The following is an 18016-nucleotide window of genomic DNA, read 5'->3' on the forward strand; positions in this document are numbered from 1 at the left end:
GTGCGCTATCCGATTTGACAACCCTGTTTTAACTTAGGAAATTTCGCGGGTTATTTACAAACTTTATTAGGATTGGGTGGATTGGCGAAATCTAGGGCTATCGGGATTGAGAGCTGTTTTTTTGACTTTTTTTGAGTTGAGGTAAATGGTGGCAAATTTAAAGAGCGTTAAAGGTTATTCGTTGCCGGATTTTGCGATCAAATTGTGCCTTGTTTTGTAACAATTATTATGTGGGTAGTAAGGACGAATACTCTGTATTCACCACAATTATGAAAACTACACCCTAACTACAAACCTATAACTGTTTGTAGTTGGGTGTTATGTTTGTTTTCGGAAAGCTCGCGCTCAAATTCTCGTCAGCTCAACCAGCGCCTTAGCTAAATATTCGTACTGCGGCAAAGTATTGTAAAACTGAGCCGAAACCCTCACCAACTGCTTACTAGCATCCGGCCAAGGAATCACCGGAACTTCTATTTTAAAAATCTCCCACAGCGCCTCTTGCAAAGGTGGAATTCCTCCCTTTGCAACCGCATCAGATTGGGAGTCTGCCAGTGGCACAACAGCCATTGAACCCACCATTTCATCAGGACAAGGCAGCGGCAAATCTAATTTATCGGCCAATATTTTTCTCCCCGCCAATGCTAAAGCATGATTTTTGGCCCTCAATTCCGGCCAGCCGCCGCTCAATAAAGAACCCATAAAATCAATAGCTACAGGCACGCACAAATAAGGACTCGGATCGACAGTTCCCATCCAGTCAAATTCTAGTTGAAAGCGTGATTTATCAGCGCGCGGCGAGTTAGCACCGTGACTGATTGTAGTTGGCCGAATGGCATCTTGCTTGTCGCGTCGCACGTATAAAAAGCCCGCACCTTTGGGCGCGCACAGCCACTTGTGGCAATTTCCCGTATAGTAAGCCGCGCCAATTTCATCTAAATTCAGCGCTACCATTCCCGGCGCGTGAGCTCCGTCTACTAACACATCCACGCCACGGTTAGCTAACTCGCCTACTAATTGTTTGATGGGAAAGATTAAACCTGTTTGGCTGACAACGTGGTCTAATAAAGCTAACTTTGTTTGCCGTGAAACGCACTTAATTATTGCTTCAATAATTTGGTCGGGTGACTCAATTGGAAAGGGGACTTCTGCTACTATTACTTTAGCACCTGTACGCTCGGCTACAAAATTAAGTGTGTTGCGGCAAGCGTTGTATTCCTGATTTGTAGTTAGCAATTCGTCGCCCGGAGAAAAACAGAGCGATCGCAAAACTGCATTTACTCCCGTGGTTGCATTCGGGACAAAAACCAAGTCATCCTCACTCGCACCGATAAATGCTGCTAACTGATTTCTTGCATTATCCAACAATGGTTCAAATTCCCGCATTAAAAAGCGCAAGGGTTCTCTTTCCAGTTGTTCCCGAAAACTGGTTTGCGCTTCCAGTACGGGAATCGGACAGGCCCCAAAAGAGCCGTGATTGAGGAAAGTTATATTGCGATCGAGCAACCAATATTGGTTAATCATTAGTATTAGTCAGTAGTCATTAGTAATTAATCAGTAGTCATTAGTCTGTCAACTGTCAACTGTCAACTGTCAACTGTCAACTGTCAACTGTCAACCGTCAACCGTTACCCATTTTACCTTTTAATTGCTCAAACTCTTCTAATGTATTGCAATTCGATAACATTACTGCTTCTCGTTCCCCTACAGGTAGAGGGATTGCGGGGATTTGATTTAACCACACTTGAAAGGAACGTCCCCCTTTGTCAATAAAACTTTGCAAACTTGGCAGAGATTGTTGGCGGTAGAAGCCACACAAAGGCTCCCAGCGCGAATTTTGATAAGGCACAACTGCTAAAGTTGATGCGGGAAACTCGGTTAACTGACTTGCCCAATTTTGAATAATCTGGGCATCCAATAAAGGCAAATCGCAAGCTAACAGTAAAATCCACTCGGCGGCAATTTCTGTCAATCCCTGAGTCAATGCAACCAAGGGCCCGGAGCCCGGATTGTACTCTACCAGAAATTGGGATGTTTCGGTTAAGGTCGATCGATAGCGATCGGGCCAAGCAGTCAGAACATAAACTTCTGGCCCTACTACTGCTGCAACTTCCAACGCCCGCTGCAATAGGGATTTGCCCTCAATTTCCAGCAGAGCTTTATCCCTACCCATCCGCGAACTTTGACCGCCTGCAAGCACAATTACAGCAATTTTATGATTTGTCATTGGGAAGAAGGAAGAGGGAAGAAGGAAGAAGGAAGTTCGGCAACGGATTATGTAACGGATGTAACGGATGTCAGGAAGAAGGAAGAGGGAAGAAGGAATAGGGAAGAAGGAAGAAAAATTTCTCTCGGTAGGGTGCTGTGTACAAAGCCTGCTCAATGTAGCGTACCCACTGCACACACAACCCGATTAATCATTCTCAACTCAAAACACTAACGGCTTTGCTAACTTCCTCAAGTTTTTGCACGACTTGACCGCTGCTCAATAAATTTTCTGCCTCAATCAAACCCGAGCTCATATCCAAACAAACTCCACTGCGCCACAGATAAAAGCCGCCGTTCCAGATAGCGGACTGCATCAATTCCGATGGTTTACCCAGCAACACTTCCTGCATTTGTTTTAATAACTCAGAGGCTGATTCCAAGGGAGGATTTGTGCTGCTAAAACCGTAATCTCCGTGGGCTAAAAGCACTCGCTCAAACTCGGCACCCGGCTTAGCAATGCCGATAATTGCAGTCCGATCGCGCGGCAAATCGCAGCTTCCCTCCAATCCCTTGACAGTGGTATAATTTTTGATTCCGCGCAACTCAAAGGCTTTTTGAAACATACCTTCTGTCGGCGGGTGCACGTAGCCCGATATAACGTTAACGTCGCCGGCACAGGGACACCACATCAACTCCATTGTCGAAAAAGGTGGCCGTTTACCAATTTCGCGGCGGTAGGGAACTAAAGCGGCGGCTTGAGGAAAATGCTTGGGAAGGTAAACAAAACCTAAACCCGTACTGTCAAAAACTTGCTGGACTTTTTCTAAACTCAGTTTTCTCCAGTCAACTCCCAAACCGCGCCAAATTTCAATCAAGGGAATACCTTCCTTGGTTGGCATGGTATCGCCGCCGTGCATGATGGTTGGGACGCCCCTAGCGGCTAAAATTAGGGCTGTTAAAGGGCTAATTGGAGCCGTGCGCGATCGCCCGTCGTAAGCAACGCCAAACACGGCGACGGTAGAGACGGAAAACCCTTTTTCTCGGTTTGGAGGGGCAAGCATAGGCCCCAATTCTTCATAAGCATCGAGCATTCCGGCTAATTCTTCACCGGTGGGCCGTTTAATGCGGTGGGCAATCATAAAAGCTCCGATTTGAGCTGGTGTTGCTTCTCCCAGCAGCATCATCCGGGTGGCTGCTGCTGCTTCGGAGCGAGTTAAGTTTTCTCCTGTGTGTACTCCGCTGCCAATTTTTCGCAGCAATTCTCTAAATGCGTCACTCATAACTTTTGAAGTTAGTAATTGGTAGTTGGTAGTGGGTAGTTAGTAAGTGGTAGTTAGTAATTGGTAATATTTGAATCGTTTTAAATTTAAAATTCCCAACTCTCAATTCAAAATTATCGAATTAACTCCCTGATTTTCCTAGCTTGATTACATCAAATGGCGGCACAAATTCGCGTACCAGATTCCAGAAATGGGCGATCGGCGGAATTTGCATTCGATCGTGAGTTGTCACCAACACGACTTCGCGAGTCCAAGTCGGATCGGCTACTGATTGACCGATAGCCGAAACCTTGGAATTTGACCGATCTTGGGCGATCAACCGAATTGCTAAAGTGTGATCGCCCTTCGCGTCCACCAAAGCTGAATGCGGCAGCAAAGCAATCAATTCCCCCTGTCGCACCACACCCCGAAAAGCATCAAGAGTGTTGAGTTCCAAAACAGCATGAAGTTTAGCACCCATGCGTCCAAATTGTTCTTGCACCATCCGCTGCATTCCGTACCCGTCCTTAAACACCACTTGCGGGTAACAAATCAATTCCGGCCAAGGTACTCGATCGTACTGGGCCAGGGGATGACCCGCCGCCATCAACACCTCGATCGGCTCATTGTAGAGCACCTCAACCAACATTTCCGGGGCTTGAGTAAAATAGCGGTTGTTCATCACCACCGCTATGTCCACCAAACCGTCTTTGAGGACTTTCAGAGCTCGATCGCTCCCCAGGGAAGTCACCCGCAACTGCACGTTAGGATAGTCGTGGCAAAACTTTTGCAGCACAGGCGGCAAATAAGCAGCGCAAACCGAATGAATTGCAGCCACGCACAGTTCCGGCTGCTTTCCTGCCCGTAAATCTCCCAACTCTTCAGCAGCATTTCGCCAAGTCTGACAGATTTTGCGAGCGTGAGGTAGCAGGCATTCCCCTCCCACAGTCAGTTTCGCGTGGGCCGTGCGGTGAAACAGCGACAAACCCACTTCCGCTTCTAATCCCTGCACTTGGCGGCTAATAGTCGATTGGGTAACGCCGCACTTCCGGGCCGCTTGCTGAAAGCTACCCGTTTCAGCAACTGAAAGAAATGCTTGAAGCTGCTCTAAGCGCATGGAGGTTTAATTCGAGATGGTTTCAGAAATTTTACTGGAAGATAATCTGTGACATTAACCGATTTAGTAGAAGAATTTAGTACACTTTGATACAGGTACAGATTAGTTTTGATTCCGGGGCGAGAGGCGGGGATGCTACGCTCCAAGCATCAATCTGCTCCGGCAGGATTTCTGAGCCTCCAATTAGAGGTCGATTCTCCTATGTTGAAGGGATTTCTGAATCTGCAAACCTCTCAAAAAACGGCTTCAATAGACCTCTTGCATTCATTCGCATACTATATTGAATTATCTGGGTTTATCTGTGTTTATTTGCTTTTAATCTGCGGTTAACCCATCAATCAAATATTTATGCAAGAGGCCTAATAAAGATGAACTTATAGAATTTGGCAAGCTGCTAGCTAAAAGGTTTGAATGAACTGCACAGTCAGTCGATTTTAGATTTTAGATTGACTCCCCAGATTTATCTGGAAGCTTGAATTTGGATCTCAAACTTTGATCTCTCCACGACTTAAGTCGGGTGCTTTTATCCGTTTTTTGTCGTTATAATCGCTTCATCAATTGCGCTAAATTGCTTGGTTTCTCCCTAGGCTTTGGACTCTAAAACTCGCCTTCCATTTTTTACCTCCTTGGGTCTTATAGTACCTCACTCTCTCTCAGCCTCTCAATAAATGTACGAATATTGCAGTCAGGTTAAAACCTGCGGTGAACTTTCATCGCCGGATTCAAGTCACTCTTGTTTTCTGTTTCTTTCTGTATAAACTAGAAATTAGCGGGTCAGCAACACAAGTGCAACTATGATCGATCGCACAGGAAAGCCGAAATGCTGCAATTTCTTTCGATTATGTCATTTAACCACAATTTTATTCCCCAAGATGGATGTTGCCAGTGGCAGCCCCAGTTGATGGGACTGCAGGCGGTAAGCGATTTGTTAATTGCCTTGGCTTATTATTCAATTCCAGCACTTCTGACATACTATGCCCGGAAGCAGCGGGACGTGCCTTTGAGCAAGGGGTTTCTCCTATTGGGAGCCTGGTTTTTCTGCGGGGGGACAACTCACTTGATGCAAGTTTGGATGCTGGTGCATCCCAGCTACGGGCTGTCAAGTTCGATCGCCGCCGTTACGGCTATCATCTCTTTGTGGGCTGTAGCGTCCCTGATACCCTGGGTTTCTCAATTCTTGGCTATGGCTGGGGCGGCCTCTTTTCCAGGAAATAGGGCGCTGGGAACTGAAAAGGTCGATCGACCGCAAGCCGACTCTGCCATTAAAAATTCCCTCGCATTCCCCACAACCGAACTCCAGCAAATTAACCAGCAATTGCTTGCAGAAATAACGCAGCGCGAGCGAGTCGAGGAACTCCTGCTTGACACTGTAGACAAGTTGCAAGAAAGCGAAGAACGCTTCCGCGTTTTTCAGGAATTATCTCTAGACGGATTTAACGTGTTCCGCAGCATTCGCGACGAATCCACAATTGTGGATTTTGAATGGGAATACGTCAATCCCGCAGCGGCAAAAATTCAGCAGAGTACCCCGGGCGAATTAATCGGCAAGCGCTTGCTGCAAGTGCTGCCCGGCCATAAAGATAACAATTTGTTCGACTGTTACGTCGAAGTTCTAGAAACAGGAATTCCCCTCGAAACCGAGATTTATTACAACAGCGAAGGCATTGTCGGCTGGTTTCGGATTATGACCGTTAAATTGGGCGATGGCATTGCTATTTCTTTTGGCGATATTACTAAGCGCAAGCAAGTAGAAGCATCCCTGCGCGAGGCGCTGCAAAAACTCACTTCTCATTTTGAAAATACGCCCCTAGCGGTGATTGAGTGGGATGAAAACTTTCGTCTCAGCGGGTGGTCGCCGGCGGCACAAAGGATTTTTGGTTGGGAAAACATAGAGGTTTTAGGCAAGCATTTTAGCGAATGGAACTTTATTTCTAAGGGCGATTTGTCAGAGGTAGAATCGGCAATTTATAGTTTAAAACAACCAGAAAATCGCTGCAATGTAGTTCGCAACAGCAATTATAATAAGTGGGGTTCGTTGGTACACTGCGAGTGGTACAATTCGGCTTTTTACAGCGATTCGGGACAGTTGGTATCGGTGCTGTCTCTGGTTTTGGATGTGACGGAACGCTTTAAATTTCTGGAAGTGCTGCGACAGTCTGAAGAGCGGTTTCGGATTGCGGCAGAAAGTGCCAGTGATTTAATTTATGAATGGAATATCGAAACGGGTATCGTGCTGTGGTTCGGTCACGTAGACGAACATTTGGAGTACAAAAAAGGCGGATTTCCGAGGACAAGAGAAGCTTGGAACAGTATCTTGCATCCGATCGACCGCGATCGAGTTTTGGCCGCAGTCGATCGGTATTTGAGTGCGCCAGACAGTTCTGCCGCCCCATTTTTTCAGGAATACCGCGTTCAGTGCCAAGGGGGCCGCTTGCTCCACTGGATCGATCGGGGCAAAGCAGTGCTTGACAAACAAGGTAATCCCTGCAAATGGATCGGCGTGATTAGCGACATCACCGCTCGCAAAGAGGCCGAAGAACAGCGGAATTGGGCATTGGCGCGGGAACAGGCCGCCCGTCGCCAAGCCGAAGCCAGCGAACAGTTGTACCGCGTCCTCGCTGAAGCCATCCCGCAAATAGTTTGGACTGCCAGAGCCGACGGCTGGTTCGACTACTACAACCAGCGCTGGTTTGAATATACTGGCTTGACGCTGGAGGAAACTCAAGGCTGGGGGTGGCAGCTAGCCCTGCATCCAGATGACGTGGAAGATGCTGTAGAAAGCTGGAAGACCTCGGTGGAGACAGGGAAGACTTACGAGGTGGAATACCGCTTTAAACGCGCATCTGACGGGGCTTACCGCTGGCATCTGGGCAGGGCATTGCCCGTGCGGGACGCGGAGGGGAAAATTCTCAAATGGTTCGGGACTTGTACCGATATTGACGATCGCCAGCGATCGGCCCAAACAGCCTATTTTAACGCTCAAGCTTTGGCTTTGCTGTCGTCTGCTTCCCTGGATTATGAGAAGGCGCTGCAAGGTTTGGCAGATTTAACAGTACCGGGGCTGGGAGATTGGTGCTGTGTGCATTTGCTTGATGCCGACGGCTCGATCCGCTTGCAAGCAGTTGCTCACTCAGATCCGAGCAAAGTCGCTCTGCTGTGGCAAATCGATCGGCGTATGCCACTAGACCCCCAGGGACGGCACGGAGTAGCAAAGGTGCTGCGGACTGGGGAGTCGAAGCTATACGCAGAAATACCGGAATGGGTGATCGAGGCGGTTGTGCCGGACAGGGAACTGCAGTTGGTGCTGCGATCCCAGGTGCTGTCGGCAATCTGCGTGCCGCTAATCGCTCGCGGGCGGACTCTGGGAGCGATTTCGTTGCTGTGCGGGGAATCTGGCCGTCGCTGCGGGGAGAGCGATTTGGTTTTGCTGGAGGATTTGGCGCGGGATGCCGCGGTGGCGATCGACAATGCGCGGCTTTACCGGGAAGCTGCAGAGGCCAACCGGATTAAAGACGAGTTTTTGGGAACGCTTTCTCACGAGTTGCGGACGCCTCTGAACGCAATTTTGGGCTGGGCGCAGATGCTGCGGCAGCGCCAGATGAGTGCCGAAAAAACCGCTGTGGGTTTGGAGACTATTGAGCGAAACGCGCGGTTGCAGACTCAGATGATTGAGGATTTGCTGGACGTTTCCCGGATTGTCAGTGGCAAAGTGTGTTTGAAGCTGTTCCCGGTAGATTTGGTGCGGATTGTAGAAACGGCGGTGAAGGCGCTGATTCCTGATGCTGAAGCTAGGGGAATTGAATTGGTCAGTTTTTGTGGCGAAGGGCTGAGCTCGGTGAGGGGCGATGCTACTCGTTTGCAGCAGGTGGTGTCTAATTTGCTCTCGAATGCTATTAAGTTTACGCCGCCGTCGGGTCGCGTGGAAATAAGGCTTTCGGAGGATGGGGAACCGGGAGCGGCGGGTGGCGCCATCTTGTCTGGGCCGTCTCTGGTTCACTCTGTTTCGATCGTTGTCAGCGATACGGGAATTGGCATTAGCAAGGAGTTTTTGCCGTTGGTGTTCGATCGCTTCCGCCAAGCTGACAGCACTTCTACGCGCAATTACGGCGGCCTGGGACTGGGATTGGCGATCGTCCGCCATCTCGTGGAACTCCACGGCGGCAGTGTCTGGGCCGAAAGTCCTGGGGAAGGACTCGGCTCGACTTTCGGAGTGCGGCTGCCAATAACAACAGTCAACAGCTAACTGTTAACTGTTGTTATTGGTTATTGGTTACTGGTTATTCGTTATTTTATTGATACCAGGACTCTGCTCTTGAGTGTAAGATTCATTGGTAAAATAGTAATGGCTGTGCGGTTCGTTTTTAGGACTTACTCCATTCACCACTAAGCCCAGAACGTGCTGGCTTGATTTCTTCAATAGCTCCTTCGCAAAAGCCACAGTACCAGAATTAAGAACTCCTGGTCGCACAACCAATAAAATCCCATCTGCTTTATTCCCCAGAATCAGAGCATCAGCAGCAACATTCAGAGAAGGAGCATCAATAATCACTGCATCATAACTAGCCGAAAATTGCTTAATTAATAAAGTGATTCGCTGCGAATCCAAGAGAGCCATTGGATTAGGCGGAATCACCCCGCAAGTCAGCACATCTAAGTTATCCATAACTTGTGCGATCGCATCCTTAAACCCAGCTTGTCCAACTATCACATTGCTCAAACCTACTTGATTGGGAAGCTCCCAAATCCGATGTTGAACAGGACAGTGCATATCCGCATCTACCAGCAAAACCTTCCGTCCTAATTGAGCTATAGCTACAGCCAAATTAGCCGATACAGTAGACTTGCCTTCTTGCGGTAGCGAACTACTGACAACAATCACTTTCAGCTCTTTATCAGAACTCAGAAACCTCAGATTTGCCTGAAGCATTCGGTAAGCAGCACTGCTCGAAGTATGAGGAGTATCCCTAACAACAATCTGTCGGGGAGATGGCTCTAAATCCAGGGAAGTAGATTTAAGCCGCCTGGAATTGCGCCGAGTATTTTTGTCAGGCTTTTTATGAAAAGGAATCACTCCCAACAAAGTAAACCCAAACAATTCCCTCGCCTCTTCAATAGTTTTGACAGACTTATCTTGAGACTCTAAAAGCATCGCCGCAGCTACCGCCAGCAGAGTTCCCAACAAGCTGCCCGATACCAGCAATAAAGACTTGCGAGAACGCACTGGTTCTTCCGGAGCACTCGGCTTTTGGATAATCCGAGCATTCCCCACTTGCTGATTTTCAGTAATCCGAATTTGCTGGAGTTTTTTCTGCAATTCTTCATAATCAGCTTCGGCTTCTTGGAGTTTTCTTTCTAGTTCCCGCTTTTCCTTCTCTAGCTTCGGCAAAACTTTTACCCGCTGCTTGTAGTCAGCTAGAGCATTTGATAGAATAGTAACTCGCTCAGCCAAACCCTGACGTTCTACATCTACCTTGATAAATTCTTCGATCAGTTTTGGTTTCACCTCTCCAATCTGTAAACTTTGATTTTGCAACGGCTCTCGCCCGCCTAAAACTTGTTGTATTTGTTGGTCTAGTAAAGCTTTCATAGTAGCTTTATTAGTTTCCAACCTAGTTATTATAGGCGAATTATCCTGGTAGCGATTTTGCTCAATTGCTAACTGACGCTCTATTTGTTTGTACTCTTTCAGAGCTTCCTGCACAGTGCTAGATTGGCTGAGAGTGCTGGCGGTCAATGCTTGCTGGGGATTCATTTGTAATTGGTATTCAAATGCTTTAGACTTAGCACTGGCATTGAGCAAATCCGACTTAGCTTGGTCGATTTGACTTTCTAGTTGCGCCATAACGGCTACTGCTGATTTAGCTTCTTCTTCAAGATTTACAACTTTATTCTCTTCTTTAAATTTTCTCAATTCTGCCGCTGCTTTCCGCATAGCTTGGTCGGAGTTAGGCAGTTTCCTTTCAATAAACTGTCGAACAGACACAGCTTCTAGGCGATTGACTTTTTGATTATTATCTATATATAAATTCATCATTGTTTTTACGACATCTGCTGCTCTTTTTGAGTTTTTGTCCTTGTATGAAACAGTTAAAATATCAGCTCCCCGAATAGTAGCTACTGTTAGGTTTTTCAAAAAATCTTTTGTTTTGAGATGATTCCTTTTTTCGTCTTTCAAATGAAGTCTATCGATGGTTTTTTGGATGTTTTCTATAGAACGAATTAGTTCTATCTCGGTAGTCAGAGGGTTACTTTGCTCCGCCGCAGGAGTCAACTGTCCGATTTCTTTTCCTAATTCTGTTAAAGCAGATCCAGGAGTTGTTTTCTTAAATAACAGCTTTCCTTCTGCTTCATAGATGGGCTTTTCCTTCAGCGTGGTGTAGGTTGTGAGTGTCAGAACCGAGGCAAACACAGCTAAGGCTGGCAGCCACCTGCGCTTGAGAATCTGCCAGTATTCCTGAAATCCCATACCAGTTTCAGTTGATTCCATCAGTTACTCCAGAAAAATAATTTTTTGTAAACTCTAACACCCTAGGCATTTAAACTTATTGTTGAAGATATCGATTGTATCACTTAAGTCAAGCACTGTCATGGTTTGAACAAATATGTTTGCGCTCCCATAACGACAAAATTATATATCTTTGTTAATAAAAGTAAATAATTATAAATTTACGAGCGATGGAACGAGTAACAGGATAAGATCAGCCCAGCAATTAAGATATAAAAATTTAATTAGAAAAAAATTAGGAGACGGGACATATTCTTGGTAATCGTTTTAATGATATCACTTGAGTGATGCCCGATTAAAAGGCTGATTAATTTCAGCGGAAAGGGTGGTATAAAAAATAACTCATCAGTAGGTACTCGATATAGTTACGGTAAAGTAGTTGTCTCAGAGCGTGTGATGATGAATAGGAACATAAGAAAACTCAGTAAAGTGTTGGTGGGATTAAAAACCCGTCATTTTTTGATAATCGATGCAATTTGTTTGGCGATCGCACCGTTATTGGCCCTGCAAATTCGTTTAGATGGCATATTTAATCTGGCTCCCTACTTACAGAGTCTGGCTGTAATTACCGTACTATTTGTAGCAGTCAAACTTATAGTATTTTATGCCGGCGGCTTATACAAGCGTTGCTGGCAGTATGCGGGTGTGGAAGAAATGGCACAAATAACGATACTGATAGGTATATCCCTAGCAGTGGAAATTATCTTGTTCCAACAACTCTACCAGCTAAATAATTCGCCGATCGCACATCTGCCACGATCGCTGCCGCTACTAGACGCTATAATCAGCTTTTTGTTAGTGGCGGCGATTCGTTTCAGCATTCCAGCCCTCGCAAGATGGAGCCCAAAACGGTGGAAAGTTCAGCGGCGCAATCGCGTCCTGATAGTCGGTGCGGGCAGTGCAGGCACATCTCTGATGCAAACGATGCAGAGGAGCCCGGAGGTAGGACTCGATCCAATCGCTTTCATAGACGACAACCCCAAAAAAATCTCCAAGCAGATTGGCAGACTGACTGTAGTCGGCAATCGCTGTAACATTCCGGAAGTAGTTCGATCGCTAAATATCGCCAAAGTCATAATTGCCATCCCCTCAGCTCCGGGAAAAGAGATTAGGGAAATCGTAGAAATTTGTCAGTCAATGGGAATTCCAACCAGCACCCTCCCTGGCCTCAATGAAATCATCAAAGGTCGTGTCAGTTTAGGTAGTCTCAGAGAAGTCCAGATTGACGACTTGCTCCGCCGCGCCCCCATCCAAACCGATACCCAGAAAGTCTTGGGATTGATTGGAGGCAAAAAAGTTCTAATTACCGGTGCGGGTGGCTCCATCGGCAGCGAACTTTGTCGGCAAATATTAAAGTGCGCTCCTGCGGAAATCATCATCGTCGGACACGGAGAAAATTCTGTATTCAACATTCAACAAGAATTAGGAAAAGTCCTGTCCGAACTCAAAAAAAACAGCCAAACCCAAACAGATATTACTCGCGTGACAGCCTTTATGGCCGATATTCGCTTTCGCGATCGCTTAGAGTACGTTTTTCTAACAGTGAAACCAGACATCATTTTTCATGCGGCAGCTCACAAACACGTACCCATGATGGAATTAAACCCGCCGGAAGCGATTACTAACAATGTGCGGGGGACGAAAAATCTGCTGGATCTGGCATTGAAATACAATGTGGAACAATTTGTGATGATTTCCACCGACAAAGCGGTGAATCCAACTAGCATTATGGGAGCTAGCAAAAGAGTTGCCGAAATGCTGGTGCTGCAAGCAGCAAAAAAAAGCAAAAACCCGTTTGTAGTGGTTCGTTTCGGTAATGTTCTTGGCAGCCGGGGTAGTGTCGTACCTACTTTCAAGCGACAAATTGCTGAGGGCGGGCCGATCACAATTACCCATCCAGATATCACTCGCTATTTCATGACAATTCCCGAGGCTGTTCAACTGGTTTTGCAGGCGGCAGTCATCGGCGGTGGTGGGGAAGTATTCATGCTTGAGATGGGGGAACCGATCAGAATTTTTGATTTAGCCAAGGATTTGATTCGGCTCTCAGGATATGAAGTGGGTAAAGACATAGAAATCGCGTTTACAGGGCTGCGGCCGGGAGAAAAATTGTTTGAAGAACTGTTTATTCCGGGCGAGAAATACAACCGCACTAAACACGAAAAAATTCTCAGTTTGGGCAATGCCAGTCGCATAGTGAAAGAAAATATTGACCAGGACGTAGAAGCTCTTTGTCAAGCAGGCGATCGTAATGATGCGAATTTAATTGTCTCCCTGCTACAACAGTTAGTGCCTGAGTATGTACCAGGGTATTCAACCGCCAATTTGCACGCCAATACAGCCCAAAAAACAACCGCTGTGGCTCATATTAGCAGTGCAGCGTCTGTTCAGCTAGAGAATGATTTGCGGGTGGCTCTTGCCAATGAGGAGTTTCGGATTCACTATCAGCCGATCGTCTGCCTGGAAACTAATCAGATAAGTGCTTTTGAAGCGCTGTTGCGCTGGCAGCATCCGACTCGAGGTTTGCTTTGGCCTGACGAATTCCTACCAGCCGCAGAAGAAACTGGCTTAATTGTTCCTATTGGCGAGTGGGTGCTGCGGCAAGCTTGCAGCCAGATGCGGATTTGGCAGTCGCAATTTCGTCTTAACTCTCCTTTAACAGTCAGCGTGAATTTGACTAGCAAACAGTTGTTCCACGCCGACTTAATCGAGAGGCTTACCAAAATATTGAAGGAAACAAATCTTGATGCTTCTAGTTTAAGGTTAGAAATTCCTGAAGAGGTTGTGACGGATAATCCTGAGTTAGCTGGGTCTGTGTTTGTCCAAATTAAAACTTTAGGAGTGCAAGTACAAATCGACCACTGTGGTCTTAGTGATGTATCATTAACTCAGCTCTACCAATTGACGCGACTTAAGTATGGGAAATTCGACAGTTTGAAGCTAGATTGTTCTTTAGTCAGCGGGCTAGATGCTAGCAACCCGAACTTAGAAATTCTTCGGAAAATTATTGCCATAACTCAGGAGTTAGGTATGGACATGATTGCCACAGGAGTAGAAACGAGATGGCAAATAGCTGAACTCAAAGCTCTGAAGTGCGTCTACGGACAGGGATACTTTTTCTCGAAGCCTGTAGAATGCGTGGCGGTAGGGAACTTGATGAGGGCTAAGGTTGCTAAAAGTTAATGGGGAATTTGTCAACAATGTTTAGATTTGAAATACGCGATTTTGAGTTAACTAATCAGCAAGCAGGCAATTAGCTAGTAATGCAACAGTTGAAACCACTAACATTGCGCCGAAATTTTTCCTGGACTTTCACTGGCAATCTCGTTTATGCTGCTTCCCAGTGGGGGATGTTGGTGGTGCTTGCTAAATTGGGCAGCCCTGAAATGGTGGGTCAATTTACCTTGGGTCTTGCGGTGACAGCACCTGTTATCATGTTTACTAATCTGCAACTGCGGGGTGTCCAAGCGACGGATGCGAAAGGGGACTATGTTTTCAGTGATTATCTGGGTCTGAGGTTAATTGGAACTGGGTTAGCACTGGTGATAATTGCGGGAATTACGCTCAAAGCTGGATATCGGTGGGAGACTTCGCTGGTGATTTTGGCGATGGCCTTAGCAAAGGCTTTCGAGTCGATCAGTGATGTATTTTACGGACTGATTCAACAACACGAACGGATGGATCGAATTGCGATCGCCCTGATGATTAAAGGGCCTTTGTCGTTATTACTTTTAGGCATCGGAGTTTGCCTGACTGGGAGTGTTGTAGGGGGAGCGATCGGATTAGCAGTTGCGTGGGGTTTAGTTCTCTTCGGCTGGGATCTTCGCAATGGTAGATTAATTTTAAATAATTCCTCGCATGGGAGAGAGCGAGCAGATTTATTAGTTGCCGATGCTGAACCTGCAAACAGTCAAAATCCCTTGTACCCCCGCTGGGATGGAAAAACTTTGGGCAAGTTAGTTTGGCTTGCTTTACCTCTGGGTTTTGTGATGATGTTGATTTCGCTGAATACTAATATTCCTCGATATTTTATCGAGCGATATTTGGGCGAACGCGAACTGGGCATTTTCGCTGCCATGTCTTACCTGATGGTGGTTGGGCAAATGGTAGTGAGTGCGCTAGCGGAGTCTGCAAGTCCGCGACTAGCAAAATATTATGCAGCGGGAAATAGCACTGCTTTTCGCACACTTTTGCTGAAGCTGGTGGGGGTTGGCTTGATGTTAGGTGCGGGAGGCGTTTTTGTCGCGGTTGTTGCCGGCAAACCAATCTTAACTTTACTCTATAAACCGGAGTATGCCGAGCGCTCGGATTTGTTCGCGTGGCTGATGGTGGCTGCGGGTTTGGGTTACGTTTCTTCCTTTTTGGGTTACGGGATGACGGCGGCTAGATACTTTCGGGTGCAAATGCCTTTGTTTGTTTTGGTAACGGGGAGTTCTGCGATCGCTTGTTTCTGGTTAATTCCGACACAGGGAGTCCGAGGGGCGGCGATCGCGCTGATCGTTGGGGCGATCGTTCAAGCAGTTTTTAGTTTCGGAGTTATTGTTCATGCACTATACCGACTCAACAAATATCAAGGAACGAAATCAAATATCGACTAAACAGCGTCCCATCCGCATCCTTCATGTCGTTGGCGGTATGAATCGGGGTGGAGTGGAAACTTGGCTGATGCACGTTTTGCGACATATCGATCGCGATCGCTTCCAGATGGACTTTGTAGTTCACACTGAGAAACCCTGCCCTTACGATGACGAAGCTCGTGCTCTTGGTAGCAAGATTATCCCCTGCCTCAATCCTGCCAAACCTTGGCTGTACGCTCGCAACTTTAAACGAATTCTACGCGAATACGGGCCCTATGATATTGTTCACAGTCACGTTCACCACTTTAGCGGTTACGTTCTCTATTGGGCGAAACAAGCAGGCGTACAGATTCGCGTTGCCCACAGCCATAACGATACCTCTGCAATTGATGCCAAAGCAGGATTACATCGGCGTTTGTATCTAACTTTAACCAAATGGTTAATCTATCGATATTCAACACTTGGTTTAGCCGCTAGCTGCCAAGTAGTAGAAGTATTATTCAACCAAACTTGGAAAACGGACTCGCGTTGTCGAATTCTTTATTGTGGCGTAGATTTGACACCCTTCCGCGATATAGTTGATTCTGTTGCCGTTCGTGCTGAATTCGGCATCCCTGCCGATGCCTTTGTCATCGGTCATGTCGGCAGATTTGAGGAACAAAAGAACCACAAATTTTTGATAGATATTGTGACAGAAGTTGCCAAGCGAGAACCTAAGATTCACTTGCTGCTTATCGGTGACGGTTCGCTGCGATCGGAGATTCAACAAAAAGTAATGAATAATGGCTTGGCTGACCGCGTTACATTTGCAGGACTGCGATCGGACGTTCCTCGATTGATGTTGGGTGCTATGGATTTGTTTCTATTGCCTTCGATTCATGAAGCGTTGGGTTTAGTATTAATTGAAGCACAGGCAGCAGGACTGCCTTGTGTCTTTTCAGATGTTGTTCCAGAGGAAGCTAATGCAGTCAAACATTTAGTGCGACAAGTTTCTTTATCAAAGTCAGCATCTGACTGGTCAGAGGCGGTTATATCTGCAAGGAGTGGTACATCAGCTATTTCCCAAGCTGATACTCTACCTGTCCTGGAAAACAGCGCTTTTAATATTGCCAATAGTATCGAAAAATTGACATTGTTTTATGAAAACGCTGCGATCGTCACCAGTTAATTTATGCTACGACAAATAGTTATAGTGATACTTTTAGCGGTTTTACTCGGGGGAGCATCTCTCGTGAATTTGGGTAGTTCAGATATGCCTCTAGATCCGGCAATCCTAAAACTCCGCTATGTTATGGTTGGCGCAAGCATACTAATTCTTTTACTAATGTCTGAGTTAAATAAATTAAATTTTTCTAGTAAAGCTCTACCGATTCTATTGTTGTGGATTTTATTCAGTTTGGCCTTAGTGGCATCTGGTATTGCTAATAACGATTCATCAATTGTTAGGGATGGATTCTGGCTGATGCTTGGTGCCAACTTGATTTTCTTTTATGCTATACCTAATTTGATGAAAGAACGGGCAAACCTACTGCTGGGACTAGCACTTTTTTTAGGCAATGTTCCTTATATAGTTACGTCCCTAGTATCGCACCCATTAACTACTTTGCGGTATAAAGGTGTATTTGCAAACTCGAATCAAATGGGATTGATCGGCGCAACAGTCGCTGCTGGAATATTGATTGTGTTGAGCGGTGCTTTGTCAGCCAAAAAATCTTCTAGTTATGTTTGGGCAATTATTTTACTGTTGCTGACAAATTTTTACGTAATTCTTTGTGCTAATTCCCGAACATCAATTCTTGCCTTTTGTGCCATGTTTGGATTATTTCTTTATCAATTATTATCCAATCCTGTAATTTTGTATAAAATAGGAACAATATTTATAGCGATTTTTAGTTGCACGGCGGTAATAGGTACTGAACAAATTAACGGGGTATTAAAAGAGGTAGATGGGATTTTAGGTGATAAAGTTCAAGGAGGACTAAGCGGTAGAGATGATATTTGGAAACAGACATTAAACGATTCAACTTTACTAGGTTACGGTAGTGATTACTTTGAATTTAACTTTGGGATGGGAGGACACAATAGTATGATTGAGATCCTCGGGCAAAACGGCATTATCGCGGCTTATTTCTTGATGTTTTTTGCGATCGCAGGTTTTTATTATGCTTATCAGTATTTTAAAAATTATGCGAAAGAAGATAGTTATGCAATTGCTCCATTAATTATTGCAGTGTGTTTCTGGATTTTATCCATGGGGGAAGGTATGTTTGGATCGCTAGGAACTGGAATGACAATTGCTTACATGATATCTATAGGTATTGTTATGGCAAAAAGATAAATACGCTTAATTAAA

Annotated in this window: 11 protein-coding genes; 6 read left to right on the top strand and 5 right to left on the bottom strand. The window is 45.9% G+C overall.

The window, feature by feature from the left end:
• Window positions 1-345 precede the first annotated feature (345 nt).
• Window positions 346-1521 (bottom strand): aminotransferase class V-fold PLP-dependent enzyme, encoded by a 1176-nt coding sequence (locus QUA44_RS08755; RefSeq protein ID WP_333251294.1) that lies wholly within the window; start codon window positions 1519-1521, stop codon window positions 346-348.
• A gap of 97 nt (window positions 1522-1618) precedes the next feature.
• Window positions 1619-2224 carry a molybdenum cofactor guanylyltransferase gene (locus tag QUA44_RS08760; RefSeq protein ID WP_333251291.1) on the bottom strand — a complete coding sequence of 202 codons (606 nt, stop codon included), beginning with the start codon at window positions 2222-2224 and terminating at the stop codon, window positions 1619-1621.
• Between QUA44_RS08760 and QUA44_RS08765 the strand changes: the two genes are divergently transcribed.
• The gene (locus QUA44_RS08765; RefSeq protein WP_333251288.1) at window positions 2213-2437 is read left to right on the top strand and encodes a hypothetical protein; all 225 of its coding nucleotides are present in this window, start codon (window positions 2213-2215) and stop codon (window positions 2435-2437) included. The genes QUA44_RS08760 and QUA44_RS08765 overlap by 12 nt on opposite strands.
• Here QUA44_RS08765 and QUA44_RS08770 read toward each other — a convergent pair.
• Together QUA44_RS08770 and QUA44_RS08775 are read right to left on the bottom strand one after the other, a co-directional pair.
• Window positions 2421-3485 carry an anthranilate phosphoribosyltransferase family protein gene (locus QUA44_RS08770; RefSeq protein WP_333251285.1) on the bottom strand — a complete coding sequence of 355 codons (1065 nt, stop codon included), beginning with the start codon at window positions 3483-3485 and terminating at the stop codon, window positions 2421-2423. The genes QUA44_RS08765 and QUA44_RS08770 overlap by 17 nt on opposite strands.
• A gap of 121 nt (window positions 3486-3606) precedes the next feature.
• Window positions 3607-4581 (bottom strand): LysR family transcriptional regulator, encoded by a 975-nt coding sequence (locus QUA44_RS08775; RefSeq protein ID WP_333251283.1) that lies wholly within the window; start codon window positions 4579-4581, stop codon window positions 3607-3609.
• Between the two features lie 820 nt (window positions 4582-5401).
• Here QUA44_RS08775 and QUA44_RS08780 point away from each other — a divergent pair.
• A complete protein-coding gene (locus QUA44_RS08780) occupies window positions 5402-8824 on the top strand; it encodes a PAS domain S-box protein (RefSeq protein WP_333251281.1) in 3423 nt (1140 codons plus the stop codon).
• A gap of 27 nt (window positions 8825-8851) precedes the next feature.
• On the opposite strand, the gene QUA44_RS08785 is transcribed toward QUA44_RS08780, so the two are convergent.
• Entirely contained in the window at window positions 8852-11068 is a 2217-nt protein-coding gene (locus tag QUA44_RS08785; RefSeq protein WP_333251278.1) for a polysaccharide biosynthesis tyrosine autokinase, read from the bottom strand.
• A gap of 414 nt (window positions 11069-11482) precedes the next feature.
• On the opposite strand from QUA44_RS08785, the gene QUA44_RS08790 reads away from it, so the two are divergent.
• The 4 genes from QUA44_RS08790 to QUA44_RS08805 all read left to right on the top strand — a co-directional run bounded on the left by QUA44_RS08790 (window position 11483) and on the right by QUA44_RS08805 (window position 18001).
• A complete protein-coding gene (locus QUA44_RS08790) occupies window positions 11483-14269 on the top strand; it encodes a polysaccharide biosynthesis protein (protein WP_333251276.1) in 2787 nt (928 codons plus the stop codon).
• A gap of 80 nt (window positions 14270-14349) precedes the next feature.
• On the top strand, window positions 14350-15684 hold the full coding sequence (locus QUA44_RS08795; protein WP_333251273.1) for an oligosaccharide flippase family protein: 1335 nt from the start codon (window positions 14350-14352) through the stop codon (window positions 15682-15684).
• Window positions 15632-16831 (top strand): glycosyltransferase family 1 protein, encoded by a 1200-nt coding sequence (locus QUA44_RS08800; protein ID WP_333251270.1) that lies wholly within the window; start codon window positions 15632-15634, stop codon window positions 16829-16831. Before QUA44_RS08795 ends, QUA44_RS08800 begins: the two co-directional genes overlap by 53 nt.
• Before the next feature lie 63 nt (window positions 16832-16894).
• Window positions 16895-18001: a hypothetical protein gene (locus QUA44_RS08805; protein WP_333251268.1), complete on the top strand. Its 1107-nt coding sequence runs from the start codon at window positions 16895-16897 to the stop codon at window positions 17999-18001.
• Window positions 18002-18016 lie beyond the last annotated feature (15 nt).

This window comes from Microcoleus sp. N9_A2 (assembly GCF_036701775.1).
Lineage (GTDB): Bacteria > Cyanobacteriota > Cyanobacteriia > Cyanobacteriales > Microcoleaceae > Microcoleus.

What these genes read in the sequence shown, in the direction of transcription:
- QUA44_RS08755 (WP_333251294.1), bottom strand. Translation starts at nt 1,521, where the DNA reads ATGATTAACCAATATTGGTTGCTCGATCGCAATATAACTTTCCTCAAT.
- QUA44_RS08765 (WP_333251288.1), top strand. Translation starts at nt 2,213, where the DNA reads ATGATTTGTCATTGGGAAGAAGGAAGAGGGAAGAAGGAAGAAGGAAGT.
- QUA44_RS08760 (WP_333251291.1), bottom strand. Translation starts at nt 2,224, where the DNA reads ATGACAAATCATAAAATTGCTGTAATTGTGCTTGCAGGCGGTCAAAGT.
- QUA44_RS08770 (WP_333251285.1), bottom strand. Translation starts at nt 3,485, where the DNA reads ATGAGTGACGCATTTAGAGAATTGCTGCGAAAAATTGGCAGCGGAGTA.
- QUA44_RS08775 (WP_333251283.1), bottom strand. Translation starts at nt 4,581, where the DNA reads ATGCGCTTAGAGCAGCTTCAAGCATTTCTTTCAGTTGCTGAAACGGGT.
- QUA44_RS08780 (WP_333251281.1), top strand. Translation starts at nt 5,402, where the DNA reads ATGCTGCAATTTCTTTCGATTATGTCATTTAACCACAATTTTATTCCC.
- QUA44_RS08785 (WP_333251278.1), bottom strand. Translation starts at nt 11,068, where the DNA reads ATGGAATCAACTGAAACTGGTATGGGATTTCAGGAATACTGGCAGATT.
- QUA44_RS08790 (WP_333251276.1), top strand. Translation starts at nt 11,483, where the DNA reads ATGATGAATAGGAACATAAGAAAACTCAGTAAAGTGTTGGTGGGATTA.
- QUA44_RS08795 (WP_333251273.1), top strand. Translation starts at nt 14,350, where the DNA reads ATGCAACAGTTGAAACCACTAACATTGCGCCGAAATTTTTCCTGGACT.
- QUA44_RS08800 (WP_333251270.1), top strand. Translation starts at nt 15,632, where the DNA reads ATGCACTATACCGACTCAACAAATATCAAGGAACGAAATCAAATATCG.